This is a genomic window from Mycobacterium shunyiense (genome assembly GCF_058270035.1).
The window spans coordinates 149,098-167,281 of record NZ_JBZDPT010000047.1 but is presented as its reverse complement, the minus strand read 5'-3'; the positions used below and the strand labels follow the sequence as shown (position 1 = coordinate 167,281).

19 protein-coding genes are annotated in these 18,184 nt (G+C 67.3%); 12 read left to right on the top strand and 7 right to left on the bottom strand.

Going from position 1 to position 18,184, the window contains the following annotated elements:
• Nucleotides 1-35: 35 nt before the first annotated feature.
• Nucleotides 36-1,169, top strand: a complete 1,134-nt coding sequence (pimB, locus tag AC4ELS_RS27995) for a GDP-mannose-dependent alpha-(1-6)-phosphatidylinositol monomannoside mannosyltransferase (protein WP_448443201.1) — start codon at nucleotides 36-38, stop codon at nucleotides 1,167-1,169.
• Between the two features lie 23 nt (nucleotides 1,170-1,192).
• Here pimB and AC4ELS_RS27990 read toward each other — a convergent pair whose 3' ends face one another.
• Complete coding sequence (locus AC4ELS_RS27990; RefSeq protein WP_064883122.1) at nucleotides 1,193-2,998, bottom strand: AMP-dependent synthetase/ligase; 1,806 nt, start codon at nucleotides 2,996-2,998, stop codon at nucleotides 1,193-1,195.
• A gap of 107 nt (nucleotides 2,999-3,105) precedes the next feature.
• On the opposite strand from AC4ELS_RS27990, the gene AC4ELS_RS27985 reads away from it, so the two are divergent.
• The 5 genes from AC4ELS_RS27985 (at nucleotide 3,106) to AC4ELS_RS27965 (ending at nucleotide 6,595) form a co-directional block, all read left to right on the top strand.
• On the top strand, nucleotides 3,106-3,495 hold the full coding sequence (locus AC4ELS_RS27985) for a hypothetical protein (RefSeq protein WP_064883120.1): 390 nt from the start codon (nucleotides 3,106-3,108) through the stop codon (nucleotides 3,493-3,495).
• Between the two features lie 120 nt (nucleotides 3,496-3,615).
• A complete protein-coding gene (locus AC4ELS_RS27980) occupies nucleotides 3,616-4,053 on the top strand; it encodes an SRPBCC family protein (protein WP_064883117.1) in 438 nt (145 codons plus the stop codon).
• The gene (locus AC4ELS_RS27975; RefSeq protein ID WP_498886358.1) at nucleotides 4,050-5,324 is read left to right on the top strand and encodes an ArsA family ATPase; all 1,275 of its coding nucleotides are present in this window, start codon (nucleotides 4,050-4,052) and stop codon (nucleotides 5,322-5,324) included. Before AC4ELS_RS27980 ends, AC4ELS_RS27975 begins: the two co-directional genes overlap by 4 nt.
• Nucleotides 5,321-5,725, top strand: coding sequence for a hypothetical protein (locus tag AC4ELS_RS27970; protein ID WP_499050232.1), 405 nt, complete (start codon nucleotides 5,321-5,323; stop codon nucleotides 5,723-5,725). The genes AC4ELS_RS27975 and AC4ELS_RS27970 overlap by 4 nt, the downstream gene beginning before the upstream one ends.
• Nucleotides 5,726-5,851: 126 nt before the next feature.
• Nucleotides 5,852-6,595 carry a lysophospholipid acyltransferase family protein gene (locus AC4ELS_RS27965; protein WP_064883115.1) on the top strand — a complete coding sequence of 248 codons (744 nt, stop codon included), beginning with the start codon at nucleotides 5,852-5,854 and terminating at the stop codon, nucleotides 6,593-6,595.
• On the opposite strand, the gene AC4ELS_RS27960 is transcribed toward AC4ELS_RS27965, so the two are convergent.
• Entirely contained in the window at nucleotides 6,592-7,905 is a 1,314-nt protein-coding gene (locus AC4ELS_RS27960; RefSeq protein ID WP_448443192.1) for a glycosyltransferase 87 family protein, read from the bottom strand. The two genes, AC4ELS_RS27965 and AC4ELS_RS27960, sit on opposite strands and share 4 nt — an antisense overlap.
• Before the next feature lie 83 nt (nucleotides 7,906-7,988).
• On the opposite strand from AC4ELS_RS27960, the gene AC4ELS_RS27955 reads away from it, so the two are divergent.
• From AC4ELS_RS27955 to AC4ELS_RS27945, 3 genes are read left to right on the top strand one after another with little or no spacing between them, the layout of a single operon-like run.
• Nucleotides 7,989-8,876 carry a hypothetical protein gene (locus AC4ELS_RS27955; RefSeq protein WP_064883112.1) on the top strand — a complete coding sequence of 296 codons (888 nt, stop codon included), beginning with the start codon at nucleotides 7,989-7,991 and terminating at the stop codon, nucleotides 8,874-8,876.
• Nucleotides 8,876-9,382, top strand: a complete 507-nt coding sequence (locus AC4ELS_RS27950; RefSeq protein ID WP_055115050.1) for a polyadenylate-specific 3'-exoribonuclease AS — start codon at nucleotides 8,876-8,878, stop codon at nucleotides 9,380-9,382. The genes AC4ELS_RS27955 and AC4ELS_RS27950 overlap by 1 nt, the downstream gene beginning before the upstream one ends.
• A gap of 44 nt (nucleotides 9,383-9,426) precedes the next feature.
• Nucleotides 9,427-10,824: a class II 3-deoxy-7-phosphoheptulonate synthase gene (locus tag AC4ELS_RS27945; RefSeq protein WP_064883110.1), complete on the top strand. Its 1,398-nt coding sequence runs from the start codon at nucleotides 9,427-9,429 to the stop codon at nucleotides 10,822-10,824.
• A gap of 21 nt (nucleotides 10,825-10,845) precedes the next feature.
• Here AC4ELS_RS27945 and AC4ELS_RS27940 read toward each other — a convergent pair whose 3' ends face one another.
• Entirely contained in the window at nucleotides 10,846-12,123 is a 1,278-nt protein-coding gene (locus tag AC4ELS_RS27940) for a protein kinase domain-containing protein (protein ID WP_499050803.1), read from the bottom strand.
• Between the two features lie 36 nt (nucleotides 12,124-12,159).
• Between AC4ELS_RS27940 and AC4ELS_RS27935 the strand changes: the two genes are divergently transcribed.
• Nucleotides 12,160-12,564: an Rv2175c family DNA-binding protein gene (locus AC4ELS_RS27935; RefSeq protein ID WP_448443190.1), complete on the top strand. Its 405-nt coding sequence runs from the start codon at nucleotides 12,160-12,162 to the stop codon at nucleotides 12,562-12,564.
• Here the strand turns inward: AC4ELS_RS27935 and AC4ELS_RS27930 are convergent.
• The 4 genes from AC4ELS_RS27930 to AC4ELS_RS27915 form a co-directional block, all read right to left on the bottom strand.
• Nucleotides 12,553-14,091: an alpha-(1->6)-mannopyranosyltransferase A gene (locus tag AC4ELS_RS27930; protein WP_448443188.1), complete on the bottom strand. Its 1,539-nt coding sequence runs from the start codon at nucleotides 14,089-14,091 to the stop codon at nucleotides 12,553-12,555. The genes AC4ELS_RS27935 and AC4ELS_RS27930 overlap by 12 nt on opposite strands.
• Nucleotides 14,092-14,122: 31 nt before the next feature.
• Nucleotides 14,123-15,211, bottom strand: a complete 1,089-nt coding sequence (gene idsA2 / locus AC4ELS_RS27925) for a bifunctional (2E,6E)-farnesyl/geranyl diphosphate synthase (RefSeq protein ID WP_064959998.1) — start codon at nucleotides 15,209-15,211, stop codon at nucleotides 14,123-14,125.
• Between the two features lie 121 nt (nucleotides 15,212-15,332).
• On the bottom strand, nucleotides 15,333-16,049 hold the full coding sequence (locus AC4ELS_RS27920) for an LppM family (lipo)protein (RefSeq protein WP_064959999.1): 717 nt from the start codon (nucleotides 16,047-16,049) through the stop codon (nucleotides 15,333-15,335).
• 11 nt (nucleotides 16,050-16,060) lie between these two features.
• Complete coding sequence (locus AC4ELS_RS27915; RefSeq protein ID WP_448443185.1) at nucleotides 16,061-16,654, bottom strand: GNAT family N-acetyltransferase; 594 nt, start codon at nucleotides 16,652-16,654, stop codon at nucleotides 16,061-16,063.
• 229 nt (nucleotides 16,655-16,883) lie between these two features.
• On the opposite strand from AC4ELS_RS27915, the gene AC4ELS_RS27910 reads away from it, so the two are divergent.
• Complete coding sequence (locus AC4ELS_RS27910; RefSeq protein WP_064883151.1) at nucleotides 16,884-17,288, top strand: SCO2097 family morphological protein; 405 nt, start codon at nucleotides 16,884-16,886, stop codon at nucleotides 17,286-17,288.
• 447 nt (nucleotides 17,289-17,735) lie between these two features.
• Nucleotides 17,736-18,164 carry a division/cell wall cluster transcriptional repressor MraZ gene (gene mraZ / locus AC4ELS_RS27905; RefSeq protein ID WP_055115035.1) on the top strand — a complete coding sequence of 143 codons (429 nt, stop codon included), beginning with the start codon at nucleotides 17,736-17,738 and terminating at the stop codon, nucleotides 18,162-18,164.
• Nucleotides 18,165-18,184 lie beyond the last annotated feature (20 nt).

Sequence of the window (18,184 nt, the reverse complement as noted above, 5' to 3'; positions counted from 1 at the left end):
TCGCCGATGGACGGCAAACGGGCGGGGATAGCGCGATGACGCGGGTTTTGCTGGTCACCAACGACTTTCCACCGCGACGCGGCGGGATCCAGTCATACCTGGAGGCTTTCGTCGGGGAGTTGATCCGCGACGGTTCGCACCAGCTGACGGTGTATGCGCCGAAGTGGAAGGGCTGCGCAGATTACGACGCGGCCGCCGGGTACCGGGTGGTGCGGCACCCGACCACCCTGATGATTCCCGAGCCGATGGTGGCGACGCGCATGCAGCGGTTGATCGCCGAGCACGATATCGAGACGGTGTGGTTCGGGGCGGCCGCCCCCTTGGCGCTGCTGGGCCCGCTGGCCCGGCGCGCCGGAGCCACCAGAGTGGTCGCAAGCACCCACGGCCACGAGGTCGGCTGGTCGATGCTGCCGGTGGCGCGGAGCGCCCTGCGCCGCATCGGAGATGACGCCGACGTCGTGACGTTCATCAGCCGCTACACCCGCAGCAGGTTCGCCTCGGCGTTCGGTCCCCACGCAGCGTTGGAACGTCTGTCGCCCGGAGTCGACACCGACCGCTTCGTACCCGACCCGGTGGCCCGGGCCGAGCTGCGCGCGCGGTACGGGCTGGGCCAACGACCGGTGGTGGTCTGCCTGTCCCGCCTGGTGCCACGGAAGGGCCAGGACATGCTCATCCGCGCCTGGCCCGCGATCCGGCGTCGCATCCCCGACGCCGCCCTGGTCATCGTCGGCGGGGGACCGTATCTGCCGACCCTCAGACAACTCGTGCACACGCACGATGTGGCCGCCGACGTCCTCTTCACCGGTGCCGTGCCGGGTGCGGAACTGCCCGCGCACCATGCGATGGCCGACGTCTTCGCCATGCCGTGCCGTACTCGCGGAGCGGGACTGGACGTCGAGGGGCTGGGCATCGTCTACCTGGAGGCCTCGGCGTGCGGCGTGCCGGTGGTCGCCGGAACCTCCGGCGGGGCACCGGAAACCGTGCTGGACGGCCAGACGGGCACCGTCGTGGACGGCAATGATGTTGGAGCCGTGGCGTCCGCCGTTTCCGACCTACTGGCCGACCCGGGCCGCGCCGCCGCGATGGGTGTGGCGGGGCGGCACTGGGCCGTCGACAACTGGCAGTGGCGCTCGCAGGGCGCCCGGCTGACCGGGCTGCTGTCGGGCTGAACCGGGTTCAGCCTTAGCCCGCCTCAGCCGTACAGCGCCGCGATGTCGGTGGCGAACTTCTCGGCCACCACCTTGCGCTTGACCTTCAGCGTCGGCGTCAGCTCACCGGTGTCCTCGGTGAAGTCGACGGGCAAGATCCGGAACTTGCGGATCGACTCGGCATGCGACACCGCCTGATTGGCGTCCTTGACCGCCAGGTCGATCTCGGCCAGCAGGTCCGGATCGTCGGCGAGATCGCCGACCGAGGCGCCGGCGTCCTTGCCGTTGCGCTGCTTCCAACCCGGGAACGCCTCCGGGTCGATGGTGATGAGCGCGGCGATGAACGGCTGTTGATCGCCGACGGCCATGGCCTGGCTGATCAACGGATGGGCCCGCAGACGGTCCTCGAGCAGCGCGGGAGCGACGTTCTTGCCGCCGGCGGTGACGATGATTTCCTTCTTGCGCCCGACGATGGTCAGGAAGCCGTCGTCGTCGATGGCGCCGAGGTCGCCGGTGTGGAACCAGCCGTCGGTAAAAACGGCGTTGGTCTCGGTTTCGTTGCCCCAGTAGCCGCTGAACACCACGCCGCCCTTGACCAGGAGCTCACCGTCCTCGGCGATACGCATGCTGTTGCCGGGCATCAGCTTGCCGACCGAGCCGACCTTGAGTTCGTTGACCCGGTTCACGGTGATGGCCGCGCTGGTCTCGGTGAGGCCGTAGCCCTCGTAGATGCTCAGCCCCACACCGCGATAGAAGTGACCCAGCCGAGCGCCCAGCGGTGCGCCGCCGGAGATCGCCGCCCGGCATTCACCGCCGAGGGCCGCCCGCAGCTTGCCGTAGACCAGCTTGTCGAACAGGGCATGCTTGGCGCGGAGGAACAAGGACGCACCAGCTGTGCCCTTTTCGTCCTGGGCCTTGCTCCACTCGATCGCGGTGTCGGCGGCAATCGCGAAGATCTTGCCCTTGCCGTCGTTGCGGGCGTTCTGCTCGGCAGTGTTGTAGACCTTCTCGAACACGCGGGGCACCGAGACGACGAGCGTCGGCTTGAACACGCCGAAGGTCGGGACCAGGTTCTTGATGTCACTGGTGAAGCCGAGGGTGACCTTGTTGGTGAAGGCCGCGATGGTGATGGCCCGGGCCAGCACGTGTGCCAGCGGCAGGAACACGAGCATCCGCTCACCCGGGGCCAGCTCGGTGGGGAAGCACGCCTTGGCGCCCCGGATCTCGTAGAGCAGGTTCGAGTGGGTCAGCTGGCAGCCCTTGGGCTGGCCGGTGGTGCCCGAGGTGTAGATCAGGGTGGCCGGATCGGCCGAGCGGATGCCGGCCAGTCGCTTGTCGAGCTCGGCGGCGTCGGCCGACTTACCGGCCTCGGCCATGGCCTCCAGCGCGGGGGTGCCGGTGCCGTCGATCCGCAGCACCTTGCGCAGCTCGGGCAGCTGGCCGTGGAGCTGTTCGACGGTCTCGGCGTGTGCATCGGTCTCGGCGAAGATGATCTTGGCCGCGGAATTGTCGAGGACGAACCGCACCTGCTCGGCCGAGGAGGTCTCGTAGATCGGCACGGTGACCGCACCGACCGACAGAATCGCGAAGTCGATGATCGGCCACTCGTAGCGGGTGGCCGAGATGATCGCCACGCGATCGCCGGCCTGGATACCCTCGGCGATCAGGCCCAAGGCGACCGAGCGGATCTGTTCGGCTGCTTCGGCGCAGGTCACGTCGGTCCACGCGCCGTCGACCAGGCGCCGGAAGATGACGTGGTCAGGGCTCTCAGCCGCGTGCGCGGATACCGAAGCGACGATGCTGTCGTGCTCGGCGACGGTGAAAGACGCGGGCACGCTGTACTCCCGCATTGACTCACGCACGATCTTTGCCCTCCAGGCTTGTGGTACCGGCTTTGCGCGTCAGCCTAGTCGGCCGCGGTAGGCAGACGATCACGCATGTGTGAAGCTTGTCCGCGATGAACAGCATTCAGATCGCCGACGAGACATTCGTCTGCGCCGATCCGGTCGCCGTGGGCGCCGCGGTCGCCGACCCCGCCAGCTGGCGGCGGTGGTGGCCCGACCTGGTGCTCAAGGTCGTCGAGGACCGCGCCGAGAAGGGCCACCGCTGGAATGTGACCGGTGCGTTGACCGGCACCATGGAGGTCTGGCTGGAGGAGGTGATGGACGGTGTGGTGCTGCATTACTTCTTGCACGCCGAACCGTCCGGCGCCACGGCAAAGCAGTTGGCCGATATGGATCTGGCAAAGATGAACCACCAGCGCCGCGTGGCGGGCAAGGCGATGGCCTTCGGGATCAAGCAGCGGCTGGAGTCGGCGCGCCCGGTCGGGGTGTCCCGACTGGCCTGACGTCTGGCGTGTTTGACCGGGTCTATCTGCGGGAGGGTAGATTTCTCGGCGAGAGCCAGAGCACCCCCGCGGGGCGGGGGAAGTAGGGGAACCCCGCGTGCGGGGAGATAGGGCGATGCGGTGGCCGACAAGACGACACAGACCATCTACATCGACGCCGATCCGGTGACGGTGATGGACGTCATCGCCGATATCGGCTCGTATCCGCAATGGGTCGCCGAGTACAAGGAAGCCGAGGTCCTGGAGACCGACGCGCAGGGCAATCCCAAGACCGCCAGATTGGTGCTCGACGCTGCGGTGCTCAAGGACACGATGGTGCTGGCCTACGTGTGGCCCGCTGATCGCACCTCGGTGACCTGGTCCTTGGTGTCCAGTTCGTTACTGCGGTCGCTCGAGGGGGCATACCGCTTGGCGCCCAAGGGATCCGGCACGGAGGTCACCTACGAGTTGTCGGTCGACCTCATCATCCCGATGATCGGGTTGCTCAAGCGCAAGGCTGAGCGCAGGCTCACCGACACGGCGCTCAAGGACCTCAAGAAACGAGCCGAGGCTGAGTGAATTCGCCGGATGGGAGCACACCTTCTCCTGCGAGGATCAGCCTGTTCGTCGGCAAGGGCGGCGTAGGTAAGTCGACGCTGGCAACAGCCACCGCGGTTCGCGACGCCGCTGCCGGCCGGCGGGTACTGATCGTGTCCACCGACCAGGCGCATTCGACCGGCGATGTCCTCGGGATCGCGCTGGCTCCCACCGGGGAGCGCGCGCCCACCCGGGTGCTCAGTGATCTGGACACGGGACTGACCGGCGTGGGCGGTGTACTGGACGCCCTCGCGTTGGACACGCTGGCCCTGCTGGGTGCGCGCTGGGCCTCTACGGCCGGTCCGTTGGCGGCCCGGTTCCCCGAGTCGGACCTGGGAGATGTTGCCCCAGAGGAACTTTCGGCGCTACCGGGAATCCAGGAAGTGCTCGGGTTGCACGAGGTGGGTGAGCTCGCCGAATCCGGTCGTTGGGATCATGTGGTCGTGGACTGCGCCTCGACCGCTGATGCACTGCGGATGCTGACGCTGCCCGAGACGTTCGGCCTATATCTGGAGCGGGCCTGGCCGCGGCACCGCAGGCTGTCCGGTTCACCGGACGCGGTCAGTGCGGCCGTCGTGGCCATGATCGAACAGGTGGATGCCGGTATCCGCCGGCTCGGCACCTTGCTCACCGACGGTTCACGGGTGAGCGCGCATCTGGTGCTCACCCCGGAGCGGGTGGTGGCCGCCGAAGCCTCCCGGACCCTGGGGTCGCTTGCCCTGATGGGCGTCGAGGTGGGCGAGATCATCGTCAATCAGATTTTGGTACAAGATGATTCGTTCGAGTACCAGAACCTTCCGGCACACCCCGCCTTCGACTGGTACAGCGAGCGGATCGCCGAGCAGCAGACCGTGCTCGACGAACTCGACGCCACGATCGGCGACGTGCAACTGGTGCTCGTACCGCACGTGCCGGGCGAACCGATCGGTCCCAAGGCGCTGGGGGAGCTGATCGACAGCGCGCGACGGCGCGACGGATCACCGCCGCCGGGACCGCTGCGGCCCATAGTTGATCGGGAGTCGGGGTCTGGACTCGAAGCGGTGTACCGATTGCGGCTAGAGTTGCCGCAGATCGATTCGGCCGGCCTCACGCTGGGCCGCGTCGATGACGACTTGATCATCGGCGTCGCAGGCATGCGCCGCCGCGTGCGGTTGGCCTCCGTCCTGCGTCGGTGCATCGTGACGGATGCCCAACTGCGCGGTGGCGAGCTGACCGTACGTTTTCGTCCGAACCCGGAGGTGTGGCCGGCATGACGGGGTCTCATCCCGAGCTGGGTACGGAGCTGCGGCAATTGGCGCAGGAAATCCTCGACCGGCTGGATCCGGCGGTGCGGTTGGCAGCGGCCAACTTCGCGGCGTCGGCCGACAGCGCCCCGGGCAAGTGCCAGCAGGTGTGGTGCCCGGTGTGTGCGCTCGCTGCGGTCGTCAACGGCGAGCAGCATCCGCTGCTGACGGTCATCGCCGAGCACAGCGTGGCGCTGCTGACGGTGATCCGGGCGGTCCTCGATGATGAACGCGACGACGACGGAGATAGGGGTGCCGAGGGAGGTAGCCCGTCACCCGACGGAGGGCCGGACGCGCCGCCGCCCGACGATAACCCGCCCCCGCCGCCTCCGGGCCGCTACCAGCACATCCCGGTCACCGTAGAAGATTGAGCAAACTGAGCAGTTTGCTGTACCGCTGAGACTCAGCCGGCGTTCAGGGCTTGATGTGGTAGCCACAACATGGCCTGGGTACAGTTGTCGCAGAGCATTGCGCGGTGCGCACAAGGTGGAGGGTCCATGTGGTATTGGCTGTTCAAGTACATCCTGTTGGGCCCCTTGCTGGCCCTCCTCGGCCGGCCGAAAATCACTGGGCTGGAACATGTTCCGACCGACGGTCCGGCCATCCTGGCCAGTAACCACCTGGCGGTGATGGACAGCTTCTACCTGCCGCTCGTGGTCAGCCGCCGCATCACGTTCCTGGCCAAGCAGGAGTACTTCACCGGCACCGGGATCAAGGGCCGGTTCCTGGCCTGGTTCTACACCGTCGTCGGCCAGGTGCCGATCGACCGCACCGACGCGGATTCGGCGCAGGCCGCACTGAACACCGGCGCGCGGATCCTCGGCGAGGGCAAGCTGCTCGGCATGTATCCCGAGGGCACCCGCTCACCCGACGGCCGCCTGTACAAGGGCAAGACCGGACTGGCCCGGCTGGCCCTCGAGACCGGCGTGCCGGTGATCCCGGTGGCCATGGTCGGTACCGACGTGGTGAACCCGCCGGGATCGAAAGGGCTGCGGTTCGGCCGGGTCGAGGTCAGGTTCGGCAAGCCCATGGACTTCAGCCGGTTCGACGGCCTGGCAGGCAACCGCTTCATCGAGCGCGCCGTGATCGACGAGGTCATGTACGACCTGATGGACCTCTCCGGTCAGGAGTATGTCGACATCTACGCCGCCGCCATCAAGGAGCGCGCTCAGCAGACCAACGGTCAGCCGGTCGACACCACCAAGCCGGCGTCGCGACTTCCGCACGCCGCAGCGGGTTAGGCCGCTTCGCCCCCGGTCAACCGGACCAGCGGGGCGGCGGGCTCGGCGCTGGTCTGACCCGCCCGGGCGGTGCAGGCCAAGCCGATGACCGCGATGACCGCGAGTGCCCACCACAGGTAGGCGTCACCGGCCAGCTGCCGAATCAACGACGCGGCGGTCTCGTGGTGGGGCGTCAACAATGCGATGGGCGTCCACACCATCAGGGCGAGGCCGATCAGGGTCACCAGGGCCAGCGACAGCGCGGCCAGGGGGATCTTGCGCATCCGGAAGGCGAGCACACCGGTCACCAACAGGGTCGGCAGGGTCCAGACCCAGTGATGCGACCACGACACCGGCGACACCACCAGCCCGAACATGGCGACGCAGATCAGTGCGACCACCGGGGCCTCATCGGCGCCCGAGCGCAGGACCCGTCGGGCCGCCCACACCGTCAGCGCCAACACCGCGAAGCAGGCCGCGACCCACAGGGCGAACCGCGGACCCTCGGACAGGCCGAGCCGGGCCAGCGTGCCTGCGATGTTCTGGTTGGTGTTGAGCGTGGCCGTACCGATCCGGTCGGTGTTGCGCACCGTCTCGGTCCAGTACTCGATCGAGTCCGTCCAGGCCAGGACAAACCCGGCCAGCGTCGCCACCACCGCAGCCGCGGCGGTCCGCAGCAGCGTGTGGACGTCGCGGCGCAACAGGAAGTACAGCAGGAACACCGCGGGGGTGAGTTTGAGCGCGATCGCCAAGCCCAGCAGCACACCGCGGGGCCACGGCGTGCGGCGCGGAACGCAGTCGGCGACGACGAGCGTCATCAGCACCACGTTGATCTGCCCGAACTCGAAGTTCGACCGGATCGGCTCCAGCCAGATGACCGCGGGCGCCACGAGCGCGGCGGCCAGCCAGCAGCGCCGCAGCCAGGCTGGCTCGGAGGTGATGGCCGTGTCGGGCCAGACGTTCAGCCGGGTCAGCACGATCACCATCGAGACGATCAGCAGCACCAGTGTGGTGGCTGTGATCGCCACGCTCGCCGCCGGTAACGAGAGCCAGGCGAACGGGGCGAACATGATCGCCGCGAGCGGGGGATAGGTGAACGGCAGGTCGAGGCCGCCCTGCGTGTGGAAAATGGCGCCGTCGGCGTACAGCGGCTGGTTGTCCAGCCACGCCCGCCCGCCCATCCGATATACGTCGATGTCGATGCGATAGGGCACGTGCCCCAGAAGCTTCCAGCCGACCAGGATCAACCCGGCTGCTGTGAGCAACTGAAAAAGCCGCCACCCGATCGTCGGTGCCCAACCAGCCCCGCCGGGCGACTGCCGCTTACTCATGTCCTCAACAGACTATCGGGGGCAACCCGAAGAGGGCGCATCCGCACTCGCGACGCGCGCAGGTCGGCGTAAGTTCTCTGTCCGTGCACGCGACCGTTCACCTCGAATTCCTCACGCGCGATCGCCTGCCGCTGCTGTGCTGCCTGGTGGCGTTCATTCTGACGTTCTTCGTGACCCGCATCGTGGTGCGTTACATCCGCCGCAATGCCGGCAGCGAACGGCCGCCCAGGTGGTGGCAGCCCCGCAACATGGGACACGGTTCGGTACACATCCACCACATGGTGATCGGCGTCGTGCTGGTGCTGGTGTCGGGCGTGACGATGGTGACGCTCGCGGTCAACGGCGGTGTACCCGAGTTCACGGTGGCTGCGGTGTTCTTCGGAATCGGGGCGGCCCTGGTACTCGACGAGTTCGCACTGATCCTGCATCTGTCTGACGTGTACTGGGCCGAGGACGGCCGCACGTCGGTGGATGCGGTGTTCGCCGCGGTCGCGGTGGCCGGGTTGTTGATCCTAGGTTTCAATCCGCTGTCATTCTTTGATATCGGTATCTGGCGCGAGGACCAGTCGGCGGCCATGCGCGTGCTCGTGGTCGGGGTGGCGGTGCTGACCCTGCTGCTGGCGGTGGTGGTTCTGCTCAAAGGCAAGGTGTGGACTGGATTGGTGGGCATGTTCATTACCCCGTTGTTGTTCGTGGGGGCGGTTCGGCTGTCGCGGCCGCATGCACCGTGGGCGCGCTGGCGCTACACCGGACATCCGCGCAAGATGCACCGTGCACTGGAGCGGGAGCGCTGGCTGCGCCGGCCAGTGGTGCAGGCAAAGCTGTGGTTGCAGGACGCGATCACCGGGATGCCGAAGTTCCCCGACGATGCCACCGTCGATGCGCAACTGGATCGCGAGATCCACGCGGCCCCCGCACCGGTGTCGACCGCGGCGGCGAAGACGGACGAGCGGGCAGGACGGATTGGTTGATGCGCTACTTCTACGACACCGAGTTCATCGACGACGGTCACACCATCGACCTGATCTCGATCGGCGTGGCAGCCGAGGACGGCCGTGAGTACTACGCGATCTCGACGGAATTCAATCCGGACCGGGCCGGTCGGTGGGTGCGCAAACACGTATTGCCCAAGCTGCCGTCGCCGTCGTCGAAGCTGTGGCGGTCACGGCGGCAGATCCGGTCGGAGCTGGAGGATTTCTTCGACATCGACGGTGATGAACCGATCGAGCTGTGGGCCTGGGTGGGCGCCTATGACCACGTGGTGCTGTGTCAGCTGTGGGGGCCGATGACCGACCTGCCTCCGGCGATGCCGCGGTTCACCCGTGAGCTGCGGCAGTTCTGGGAGGAGCGTGGGTCACCGCGGATGCCGGCGCGACCGACCGATGCGCATGACGCGCTCGTCGACGCACGGCACAATCTGCACCGTTTCCAGCTGATGACGGGTGAGGGGCTCAGGCCGGCGCGGCAACCCGGCTGACAAAGCCCTGAAAACGGCCGTTCACCGGCGGCTACCATGAACGGGTGAACTGGACCGTCGACATCCCCATCGACCAGCTGCCACCACTGCCTCCGCTGACCGACGAGCTGCGTCAACGGCTCGATGCGGCGCTGGCCAAGCCGGCCGTGCAGCAGCCCAGCTGGGACCCGGACGCGGCCAAGGCCATGCGTACCGTGCTGGAGAGCGTGCCTCCGGTCACCGTGCCCTCGGAGATCGAGAAGCTCAAGGGCCTGTTGGCCGACGTCGCCCGCGGCGAGGCCTTCCTGCTGCAGGGCGGCGACTGCGCCGAGACGTTCGTCGACAACACCGAGCCTCACATCCGGGCCAACATCCGCACCCTGCTGCAGATGGCGGTGGTGCTGACCTACGGCGCCAGCATGCCGGTGGTCAAGGTGGCCCGTATCGCCGGCCAGTACGCCAAGCCGCGGTCGGCGGATCTGGACGCGCTCGGCCTGAGGTCCTACCGAGGTGACATGATCAACGGCTTCGCGCCGGATGCCGCGGTGCGCGAGCATGATCCGTCGCGGTTGGTGCGGGCCTACGCCAATGCGAGCGCCGCGATGAACCTGGTGCGCGCGCTGACCTCGTCCGGGCTGGCGTCGTTGGACCTGGTGCACAACTGGAACCGCGAGTTCGTCCGGACCTCGCCCGCCGGCGCCCGGTACGAGGCGTTGGCCGGGGAGATCGACCGGGGCCTGAAGTTCATGTCTGCCTGCGGGGTGGCCGACCGTAACCTGCAGACTGCCGACATCTTCGCCAGCCACGAGGCGCTGGTGATCGACTATGAGCGCGCGATGCTGCGGCTGGCCGATCCTGCGGAGAACCCGGACGGGCCGCGCAAGCTGTACAACCAGTCCGCGCACTACCTCTGGATCGGTGAGCGCACGCGTCAGCTCGACGGGGCCCATGTGGCACTGGCCGAGGTGATCGCCAACCCGATCGGGATCAAGCTGGGGCCGACGACCACGCCGGAGATGGCTGTCGAGTACGTCGAGCGCCTGGATCCGAACAACGAGGCAGGCCGACTGACCCTGGTGACGCGCATGGGCAACAACAAGGTGCGCGATCTGCTGCCGCCGATCATCGAGAAGGTCCAGGCCACGGGCCATCAGGTCATTTGGCAGTGCGACCCGATGCACGGCAACACCCACGAGTCGTCGACCGGGTACAAGACCCGCCACTTCGACCGCATCGTCGACGAGGTGCAGGGGTTCTTCGAGGTGCACCACACCCTGGGCACCCACCCCGGAGGCATCCACGTCGAGATCACCGGTGAGAACGTCACCGAGTGCCTCGGTGGGGCGCAGGACATCTCCGATTCGGATCTGGCCGGCCGCTACGAGACCGCGTGCGATCCGAGACTCAACACCCAGCAGAGTCTGGAGTTGGCGTTCCTGGTCGCGGAGATGCTGCGCGGCTAGCGAATACGGGCTGTCGACCGGCTATAACAAGACGCCGACGTGGCTGCCCAGCGTCCATGCTGCGGCGGCCACGAGTCCCGTCAGGGTGAGGACCGCGATCACCCAGAACGCCAGGGCCCGTTTGGCGCGCTGCCGGGCCCACTGGAACTCGCTCATCTCGATGCCGGCGAACTGCCCTGCTTCGAAAGAGTATTCGGCGTCTTCGGGGCCGGCCGGGATCGGTGCCCAGTCGTGCTGGTCGCGGGTGATCTCCCGGGTGGGCTGGCGCGGTGCAGGGGCGACCGGTGGGGCCAGCGGCGGGGGCGGCGGTGCGGCCGTCACGACGGTGGCGCTCTCCGCCCGACCGGCGTGGGCGTCACCGAGATCATGCACGCGGGTGGCGGCCAGGTGCTGCGCCGAATGTTGCGGTGCGGGCACCCGGAATGCCGGCAGCCCGAGGTCATCGACGAGCTCGGTCAATTCCGCCCGCATCTCGTCGGCGTCGGCGAAGCGCTGCCCCGGATCGCGTGCCGTGGCGCGGCGCACGAACTGGTCGAATTGCGTTGGTACCCCTGCGATCACCCCGCTCGGCGCCGGTACATCGTTGTCCATGCGCTGGTAGGCCACGGTGAGCGCCGAGTCTCCAGTGAACGGGGTGACTCCCGTGAGCAGTTCGTAGGTGAGGATGCCGACGGCGTACACGTCGCTGCGCGGATCGGCGTCGCCGGTACTGACCTGCTCGGGGGACAGGTAGGCCGCAGTGCCCAGGATCACGCTGGTCGAGGTGATCTTGGCCTCGGCGACGGCGCGCACCAGACCGAAATCGGCGATCTTGACCTCGCCGTCGTCGGAGATCAGGACGTTCTCGGGCTTGATGTCGCGGTGCACGAGGCCGGCGCGGTGTGCGACTGCGAGCCCGCCGAGCACCGGAGCCAGCACCGCGGCGACCGCGTGCGGGGGCATCGGGCCACGTTCGGCCAGCAGCTCGCGCAGCGTGCCGCCCTCGATGAGTTCCATGACGAGGAAAGGTGGTTGGTGGGACGTTCCGGAGCCTCCGCCGCCCTGGTCGTAGACCGCGACCAGCCCAGGATCCTTCAACCGGGCCACGGCCTTGGCCTCGCGCCCGAACCTGGTCAGGAAGTGGCTGTCGCCGCTGTAGCGGGAGTCCATCACCTTCAGCGCCACGGGGCGGTCCAGGCGGACGTCGAGGCCGCGATAGACCGTGGACATACCACCGGTGGCGATGGTGGTCTCCACGCGATAGCGCCCGTCGAGCATGGTGCCGACGAGTGGATCCGATTGCTGCTCCACCGGACACATGTTACGAGTTGCGGCCATGGTCCTAGAATCAGTGCGGTGAGCAGCATTCCGGTCGCCGATGATGTCTTGGACCCTGACGAGCCCGTCTACGACCTACCGACGGTGTCGGGTTTGCTCGGCATCCCGGTCACCAAGGTGCATCAACAATTGCGCGACGGCCAGTTGATCGCCGTGCGCCGTGACCGCGTCATGGTGGTGCCGCAGATCTTCTTCGATGACAAGGGCCACGTGGTCAAGCATCTGCCCGGCCTTCTGGTGGTGCTGCGCGACGGTGGTTACCGCGACACCGAGATCGTGCGCTGGTTGTTCACCCCGGACGAGTCGCTGACGATCACCGCCGACGGACGCACCGAGCAGGTGTCCAATGCCCGCCCGGTCGACGCCCTGCATTCCCACCAGGCACGCGAGGTGCTGCGTCGCGCGCAGGCGTTAGGTTACTGACGGTTCTTTTTCGGCCGCCGGCTCAGCCGTGGGCCGCTCGGGTGCGCGGTACAGCGAATACCACGCCACGACTGCGCATGCCGTGGTCAGCAGGACGTGTGCCCACGAGTACATGCCGTGGGCCCCATCGGGTTTCCACATCACCATGATCCAGGTGGACAGCCCGGCAACCACCGCGATGGCCGGTCGGGTCTGGATCAGGGCGGCCGCCACGGCCAGCGGCCACGTGTAGTACCAGGGCAGTGCAGCGGGGACGAACAACACGACCACAGCCATGGCCAGGGCGGTTCCGGTGAGGGCTTCACGGTCGGTGTGCCGGTAGCGCCACCACAACAGCGGCAGCGCGATCACGATCGTCAGGATGCCGATGATGCGGGTGACCTCGAGCACGGCGTAGAAGTTGACCGGGAAGATCAGGCCGCCGACGGCGTTGATCAGGTTGGCGGCGGCCGTGGGGACCGTGAGCCAGTTGATGATCTTGACGTTGCCGGCAGCAAGGGCCGAGAGCCAGCCGAGGCCGACACCGGCGAGCCACGACATCACCGCGAACACCGCGGCGAGGATCGCCATGGAGGCGGCGGTGGCCAGGACGAATGCCCGCACCGGTGAGTGGTCGTGGCGGTCGCGCAGTTGCCGTGCCCACACCCAAACGATGAACGGAAGTGCAAGTCCCGCGGTTGCTTTGACTGCGACGGCCATGGCGATCAGGCCGACACCCCAGACCGGGTGTTGTCGGAACGTCAGTGCGATGCCGGCCATCATGAGCCCGACCATCAGCATCTCGTTGTGCACGCCGCCCATCAGGTGGATGATCACCAGCGGGTTGAGCACGCAAACCCACAGTGCAGCGGCGGGGCTCGCGCCGATGTGCCGCGCGACGCGCTGGGTCGCCCAGATCAGCAACACCAGACCGGGCAGCATGCACAGCCGCAGCAACATGGTGCCGGCCACGACGTCGTCGCGGACCAGCATCGTGACGAACTTGGCGACCAGGATGAAGGCCGGTCCGTAGGGTGCGGTGGTCGTTGTCCAGATCGGGCTCACGTTGTCCAGCAGGACGTTCGGATTCTCCACCGGCCCCACCACGTACGGGTCGAAGCCGTCGCGCAACAGTGCGCCCTGGGCGAGGTATGAGTAGGTGTCACGGCTGAACAGCGGCACACTCAGCAGCAATGGCGCGAGCCAGAAACCCGTCGTGGCCACCATGGTGTAGACGGTGGCGGTGCGGTCGATCACGCGCCGGCCCAGCCAGAGCCAGGCGATCAGCATCATGGCGACGCCGACCCACAGCAGGATCGAGGACAGCACGAGGCCGTGCCCGAATCGCAGCCAGGACAGATGCAGCGACTCAAGGAGCGGGTCGTGTATCCGGGTGCTGCCCGAGCCCAGGCCGCCGATGGTCAGTACGGCCGCGCCCAGGAAACCCAGCCGGGCCGGGCGGGCATCGGCGGACACCGCGAATGCAGCCAGGCGTGAGATGTGTTGCGCAACCCCGGTTCTCGGGGTCTCGGTCGGCATAGTTGTCATGAGGGAGTCGTCATGTCGTTGTGACGTGCTCCTACGCCGACCGGCTCGCCGAGAATCGGGCGATCTCGGCCAGGCCGGTCTTTGCCTGGGGATGGATGGGGGCGGCGGCCAGGGTGTCCAGCGCGCGGTTGGTCAGCAGCTCGATGTGCGCCTCGACGGCGGTGAGGGCGCCCACTGATTCGATGGCCCGGCACAGTTCGCCCACCTGGGCGTCGGACAGCTCGGTGCCCACCGAGGTGCGCAGCAGCTCTGCGGCTGCGGGGTCGGACTTGTCGGCGAGCTCGAGTGCCTCGGCCAATAGCACCGTGCGCTTGCCGGATCGCAGGTCGTCACCGGAGGGCTTTCCGGTTACCGCCGGGTCGCCGAACACCCCGAGCACGTCGTCGCGGAGCTGGAAGGCGACCCCCAGATCGTTGCCGACCTGGTGGAAGATCTGCTGCACGTCGGGCCGGTCGGCGGCCGCGGCGGCACCCAGCTGCAGCGGACGGGCCACGGTGTAGGACGCGGTCTTGTAGGTGTTGACGTTCATCGCCGAGGCCACCGATTCGGCGCGGCTGGCCTCCGCGACGATGTCGAGGTACTGACCGCCGAGGACTTCGGTGCGGATGTGACGCCAGACCTGCTGGACGCGCTGCTGTGCGTCGGCGGGGATCGGGGCCGCCGCGACGATGTCGTCGGCCCAGGACAGCGCCAGGTCGCCGGCCAGGATGGCCGCCGACAAACCGAACTGTCGCGACGAGCCGTGCCAATTGCGCTCGCGGTGCCGGTCGGCGAACACCCGGTGCACGGTCGGCAGGCCACGGCGGGTGGCCGAATCGTCGATGACGTCGTCGTGCACCAGGGCGCAGGCCTGCAGCAGTTCCAGTGCGGCGAACAACCTCAGCACATAGGGATCAGCGGGGCGGTCGGCCGGGTCGATCACCGCGCGCCAGCCCCAGTAGGCGAAGGCCGGGCGCATCCGTTTGCCGCCGCGCAGCACGAATTCTTCGAGGGCCTCGGTCAGCTCGGCGTAGTCGGTTCCGATGTACTCGCAGTCGCGGCGGCGCTCACGGAGATAGTCGCGCAGTTGGTCGGTGACGGCTGCGGCCAGCTCGACGGTTGACGGAGCCGATGTTTGCACGCTCAGCGCCCGCCCCTTTCTGTGTTCAACGGTGTGTCCGGAGAGTGCACTCAGCGTAGAGCGTGTCACGCGTTTTGTACCAAGTGAGGCCCGCCTGGTGATTGCTGGGCGAGGACGGCGGTCAGTCGCCGCCGGTGACCGGGTCACCCGGTTTCGGGGAGGTGTCCCGGCTCATCCAGGCCAGGCTCCCGATCACGCCGGCCACCAGGAACGCGCCGACGATGAGCCAGATGGTCGCGGTGGTGAAGGACCGGGCACTGGGATCGGTGTAGCGGGCCTGGGCGCTCATGGTGCTGACGATTCCCGGTCGCAGTTTCCATTCCACGATCGAGGAACTCACCTGATCACCGTTGGTGGATGTCACTTCGCCGGGGAACGACACTGTCAGCAGGACGTCGGCCTGCGGATCGTTGAGAGAGGTGAGGTCCACCCGGCCTTCCAGGATCACCAGGTCACCCGCGCGGCGCAGGGAGATGTCGACGCCGGCGGCATCCCGGCTCATGCCGGCCAGTTGGGGCAGTTCGGCGAACGTGAGGTCGGAGAAGACGGCCTGGGAACCGACGTAGTCGTCGCGGCTGTACTCCGAGACGGCGACCTTCGGGGCGAACGGAAGGTTGTTCAGCAGCTGCGGGCCCTTGTCGTCGGAGTCGCGCGGCTTGGCCGCGGCGATGATCTGACCGGACACCCTGTCGTCGGGGGAGACCGTGATCGACGTGCGGACCCGGACGCAGCCCACCGCCATGGGAAGGATCAGCAACAACATCACCAGGGTCAGCAGACGGGTTCGTCGGCTACGTCTGGGCAGGCGGCTGGGTGGTCGGACGTGCACGCTGGTCATCGTGCCAGATCTCACAACGGCAGTGGGCGACCGAGGATGGCGAACGGCCGGGGGTCGCCGGCGAAGTGGTAACCGCGAATCACGTCGGTGAATCCCAGCCGCCGGTACAACCGCCACGCCCGATTGGCCTCGCCGTTGATCTCAGGGGTGGACAACAGCACGTGAGATTCATCCCGCCCGGCCAACAGTCGCCTGGTCAGAGCCTCGCCGAGGCCCTGCCCCTGGGTGCGCGGTTCGATGTGCAGCTCGGTGAGTTCGAAGTAGCTGGCCATCAGGTCGGCGATGTGCACCGGCTTGGTGCCCATCCGCTGCAGACCGGAGATGACTTGTTGCTGCCACCACTGATCCGGCGCGCCGCTGTAGCCGTATGCGATTCCCAGCAGGGGAGCGTCGAGCAGTTCCGCGCTGTCGGGCCTGGTGGATTCGGGGGCCTCGACGGCAGCCACGCATTTCCAGCCTGCGCGCCGCGTGTGTTCGAGCCACAGGGCGGCGCGCTGTTCCTCGGTTCCGCGCGGGTAGCGCATGGCGTCGACGTACACGCGCAGAGCCTCGGGAAGCCGGCGCTTCATATCGTCCGGCGACAGATCGATGAGATACGTCGCCAATGCTTTCGCCTTTCGCCCGTCCGGTGTCCTGCCTAACTCATTATCTTCAGCATTATCCGGTTGACAGACGGTCGGTCCCGTCGACCCGAGCTATCTCGCGACGACCTACAATCGACGACGAACAAGGTGGTACGGCTCGGATCGACCTCGTATCATTAGGGTTAGGTGCCCGTGATTGCGGGCACGTGAAATCTTGAAGAGCGACGGCGGCGTCGGCAAGGAGGGACGAATGCCACTCTCCGATCATGAGCAGCGCATGCTCGATCAGATCGAGAGCGCGCTGTATGCCGAGGATCCCAAGTTCGCCTCGAGCGTTCGTGGTGGGACCTTGCGCGCGCCATCGGCTCGGCGCAGGCTTCAGGGCGCGTTGTTGTTCGTCCTCGGCCTGGCGTTGTTGGTAGTCGGTGTCGCGGTGAAATCGCTGTGGCTCGGTGGTTTCCCGGTGTTGTCGGTGTTCGGCTTCGTCGCGATGTTCGCCGGCGTCGTGTTCGCCGTCACCGGCCCGCGCGTGACCGGCGGTCCCGGGCGTGCGGCCCAGGGTTCCGGCAGTGCGCCGCGACAGCGTCGTCAGCGCGGCGGCGGCTCGTTCACCACTCGGATGGAAGACCGGTTCCGGCGCCGGTTCGACGACTGAACCGTCTGACTGAGTCAGGGGGCAGCCCGTAAGGGGTTGCCCCCTTTTTTGTGTGCTTTTCCTGCCTCCCCGTCGGGTGCAGACGGCGGCCCAGCGACACGCCGGAGTAGGTGCCCCGCTCCCGGTGGTGGGGCGGTGTGGGGGAGATCGGCAGATTCTCAGGGAATTCCGCCCCACAACCCCCCACCTTCGCGCCGCAGGTCTTCACCTGCGGTTTCTCTGTTTCTGTGGGCTTCGGTGGGGCGCCGAGCTGTGCTCAGTGGGCAGTTCTGAGGGAATCAGGTGGGGAGAAGGCCCAAACTTGCCCAACTAAATGGAGCAAAGTGGGGGATCGTGGGGTAAAGTGGCGGCCAACGGGGAAACGGAACCCCGTTCGGAGGGCAGAAGGCCTGGCCTGGATCTCACAAGCGCCTCGGGATCCGAACTCCGGTGGCGGGAGGTGTCCAGATGTTTCTGGGTACCTACACGCCCAAGCTCGACGACAAGGGGCGGCTCACACTGCCCGCCAAGTTCCGCGACGTACTGGCAGGAGGGTTGATGGTCACGAAGAGTCAAGATCACAGCCTGGCCGTGTACCCGCGGGACGAGTTCGAGGAACGTGCACGCAAAGCGGTCGAAGAGGCCAAGGCGCATCCGGAGCGTCGTGCGCAGTTGCGGGTTTTCGCCGCGGCCGCGGACGAGCAGCGTCCGGACGGCCAGGGTCGGATCACCCTGTCGGCGGATCATCGTCGCTACGCAAACCTGTCCAAGGAATGCGTGGTGATCGGGTCGGTCGACTACCTGGAGATCTGGGACGCCGACGCGTGGCAGGAGTACCAGCAGACCCACGAAGAAAACTTCTCCGCGGCCACTGATGACACTCGCGACGTTCTGTGATGGTGCCGCTGACACAGCCG

What these genes read in the sequence shown, in the direction of transcription:
- AC4ELS_RS27960 (WP_448443192.1), bottom strand. Translation starts at nt 7,905, where the DNA reads ATGAGTAAGCGGCAGTCGCCCGGCGGGGCTGGTTGGGCACCGACGATC.
- AC4ELS_RS27920 (WP_064959999.1), bottom strand. Translation starts at nt 16,049, where the DNA reads ATGACCAGCGTGCACGTCCGACCACCCAGCCGCCTGCCCAGACGTAGC.
- AC4ELS_RS27990 (WP_064883122.1), bottom strand. Translation starts at nt 2,998, where the DNA reads ATGCGGGAGTACAGCGTGCCCGCGTCTTTCACCGTCGCCGAGCACGAC.
- mraZ (WP_055115035.1), top strand. Translation starts at nt 17,736, where the DNA reads ATGTTTCTGGGTACCTACACGCCCAAGCTCGACGACAAGGGGCGGCTC.
- AC4ELS_RS27965 (WP_064883115.1), top strand. Translation starts at nt 5,852, where the DNA reads ATGTGGTATTGGCTGTTCAAGTACATCCTGTTGGGCCCCTTGCTGGCC.
- AC4ELS_RS27950 (WP_055115050.1), top strand. Translation starts at nt 8,876, where the DNA reads ATGCGCTACTTCTACGACACCGAGTTCATCGACGACGGTCACACCATC.
- pimB (WP_448443201.1), top strand. Translation starts at nt 36, where the DNA reads ATGACGCGGGTTTTGCTGGTCACCAACGACTTTCCACCGCGACGCGGC.
- AC4ELS_RS27985 (WP_064883120.1), top strand. Translation starts at nt 3,106, where the DNA reads ATGAACAGCATTCAGATCGCCGACGAGACATTCGTCTGCGCCGATCCG.
- AC4ELS_RS27910 (WP_064883151.1), top strand. Translation starts at nt 16,884, where the DNA reads ATGCCACTCTCCGATCATGAGCAGCGCATGCTCGATCAGATCGAGAGC.
- AC4ELS_RS27930 (WP_448443188.1), bottom strand. Translation starts at nt 14,091, where the DNA reads ATGACAACTATGCCGACCGAGACCCCGAGAACCGGGGTTGCGCAACAC.
- AC4ELS_RS27940 (WP_499050803.1), bottom strand. Translation starts at nt 12,123, where the DNA reads ATGTGTCCGGTGGAGCAGCAATCGGATCCACTCGTCGGCACCATGCTC.
- AC4ELS_RS27970 (WP_499050232.1), top strand. Translation starts at nt 5,321, where the DNA reads ATGACGGGGTCTCATCCCGAGCTGGGTACGGAGCTGCGGCAATTGGCG.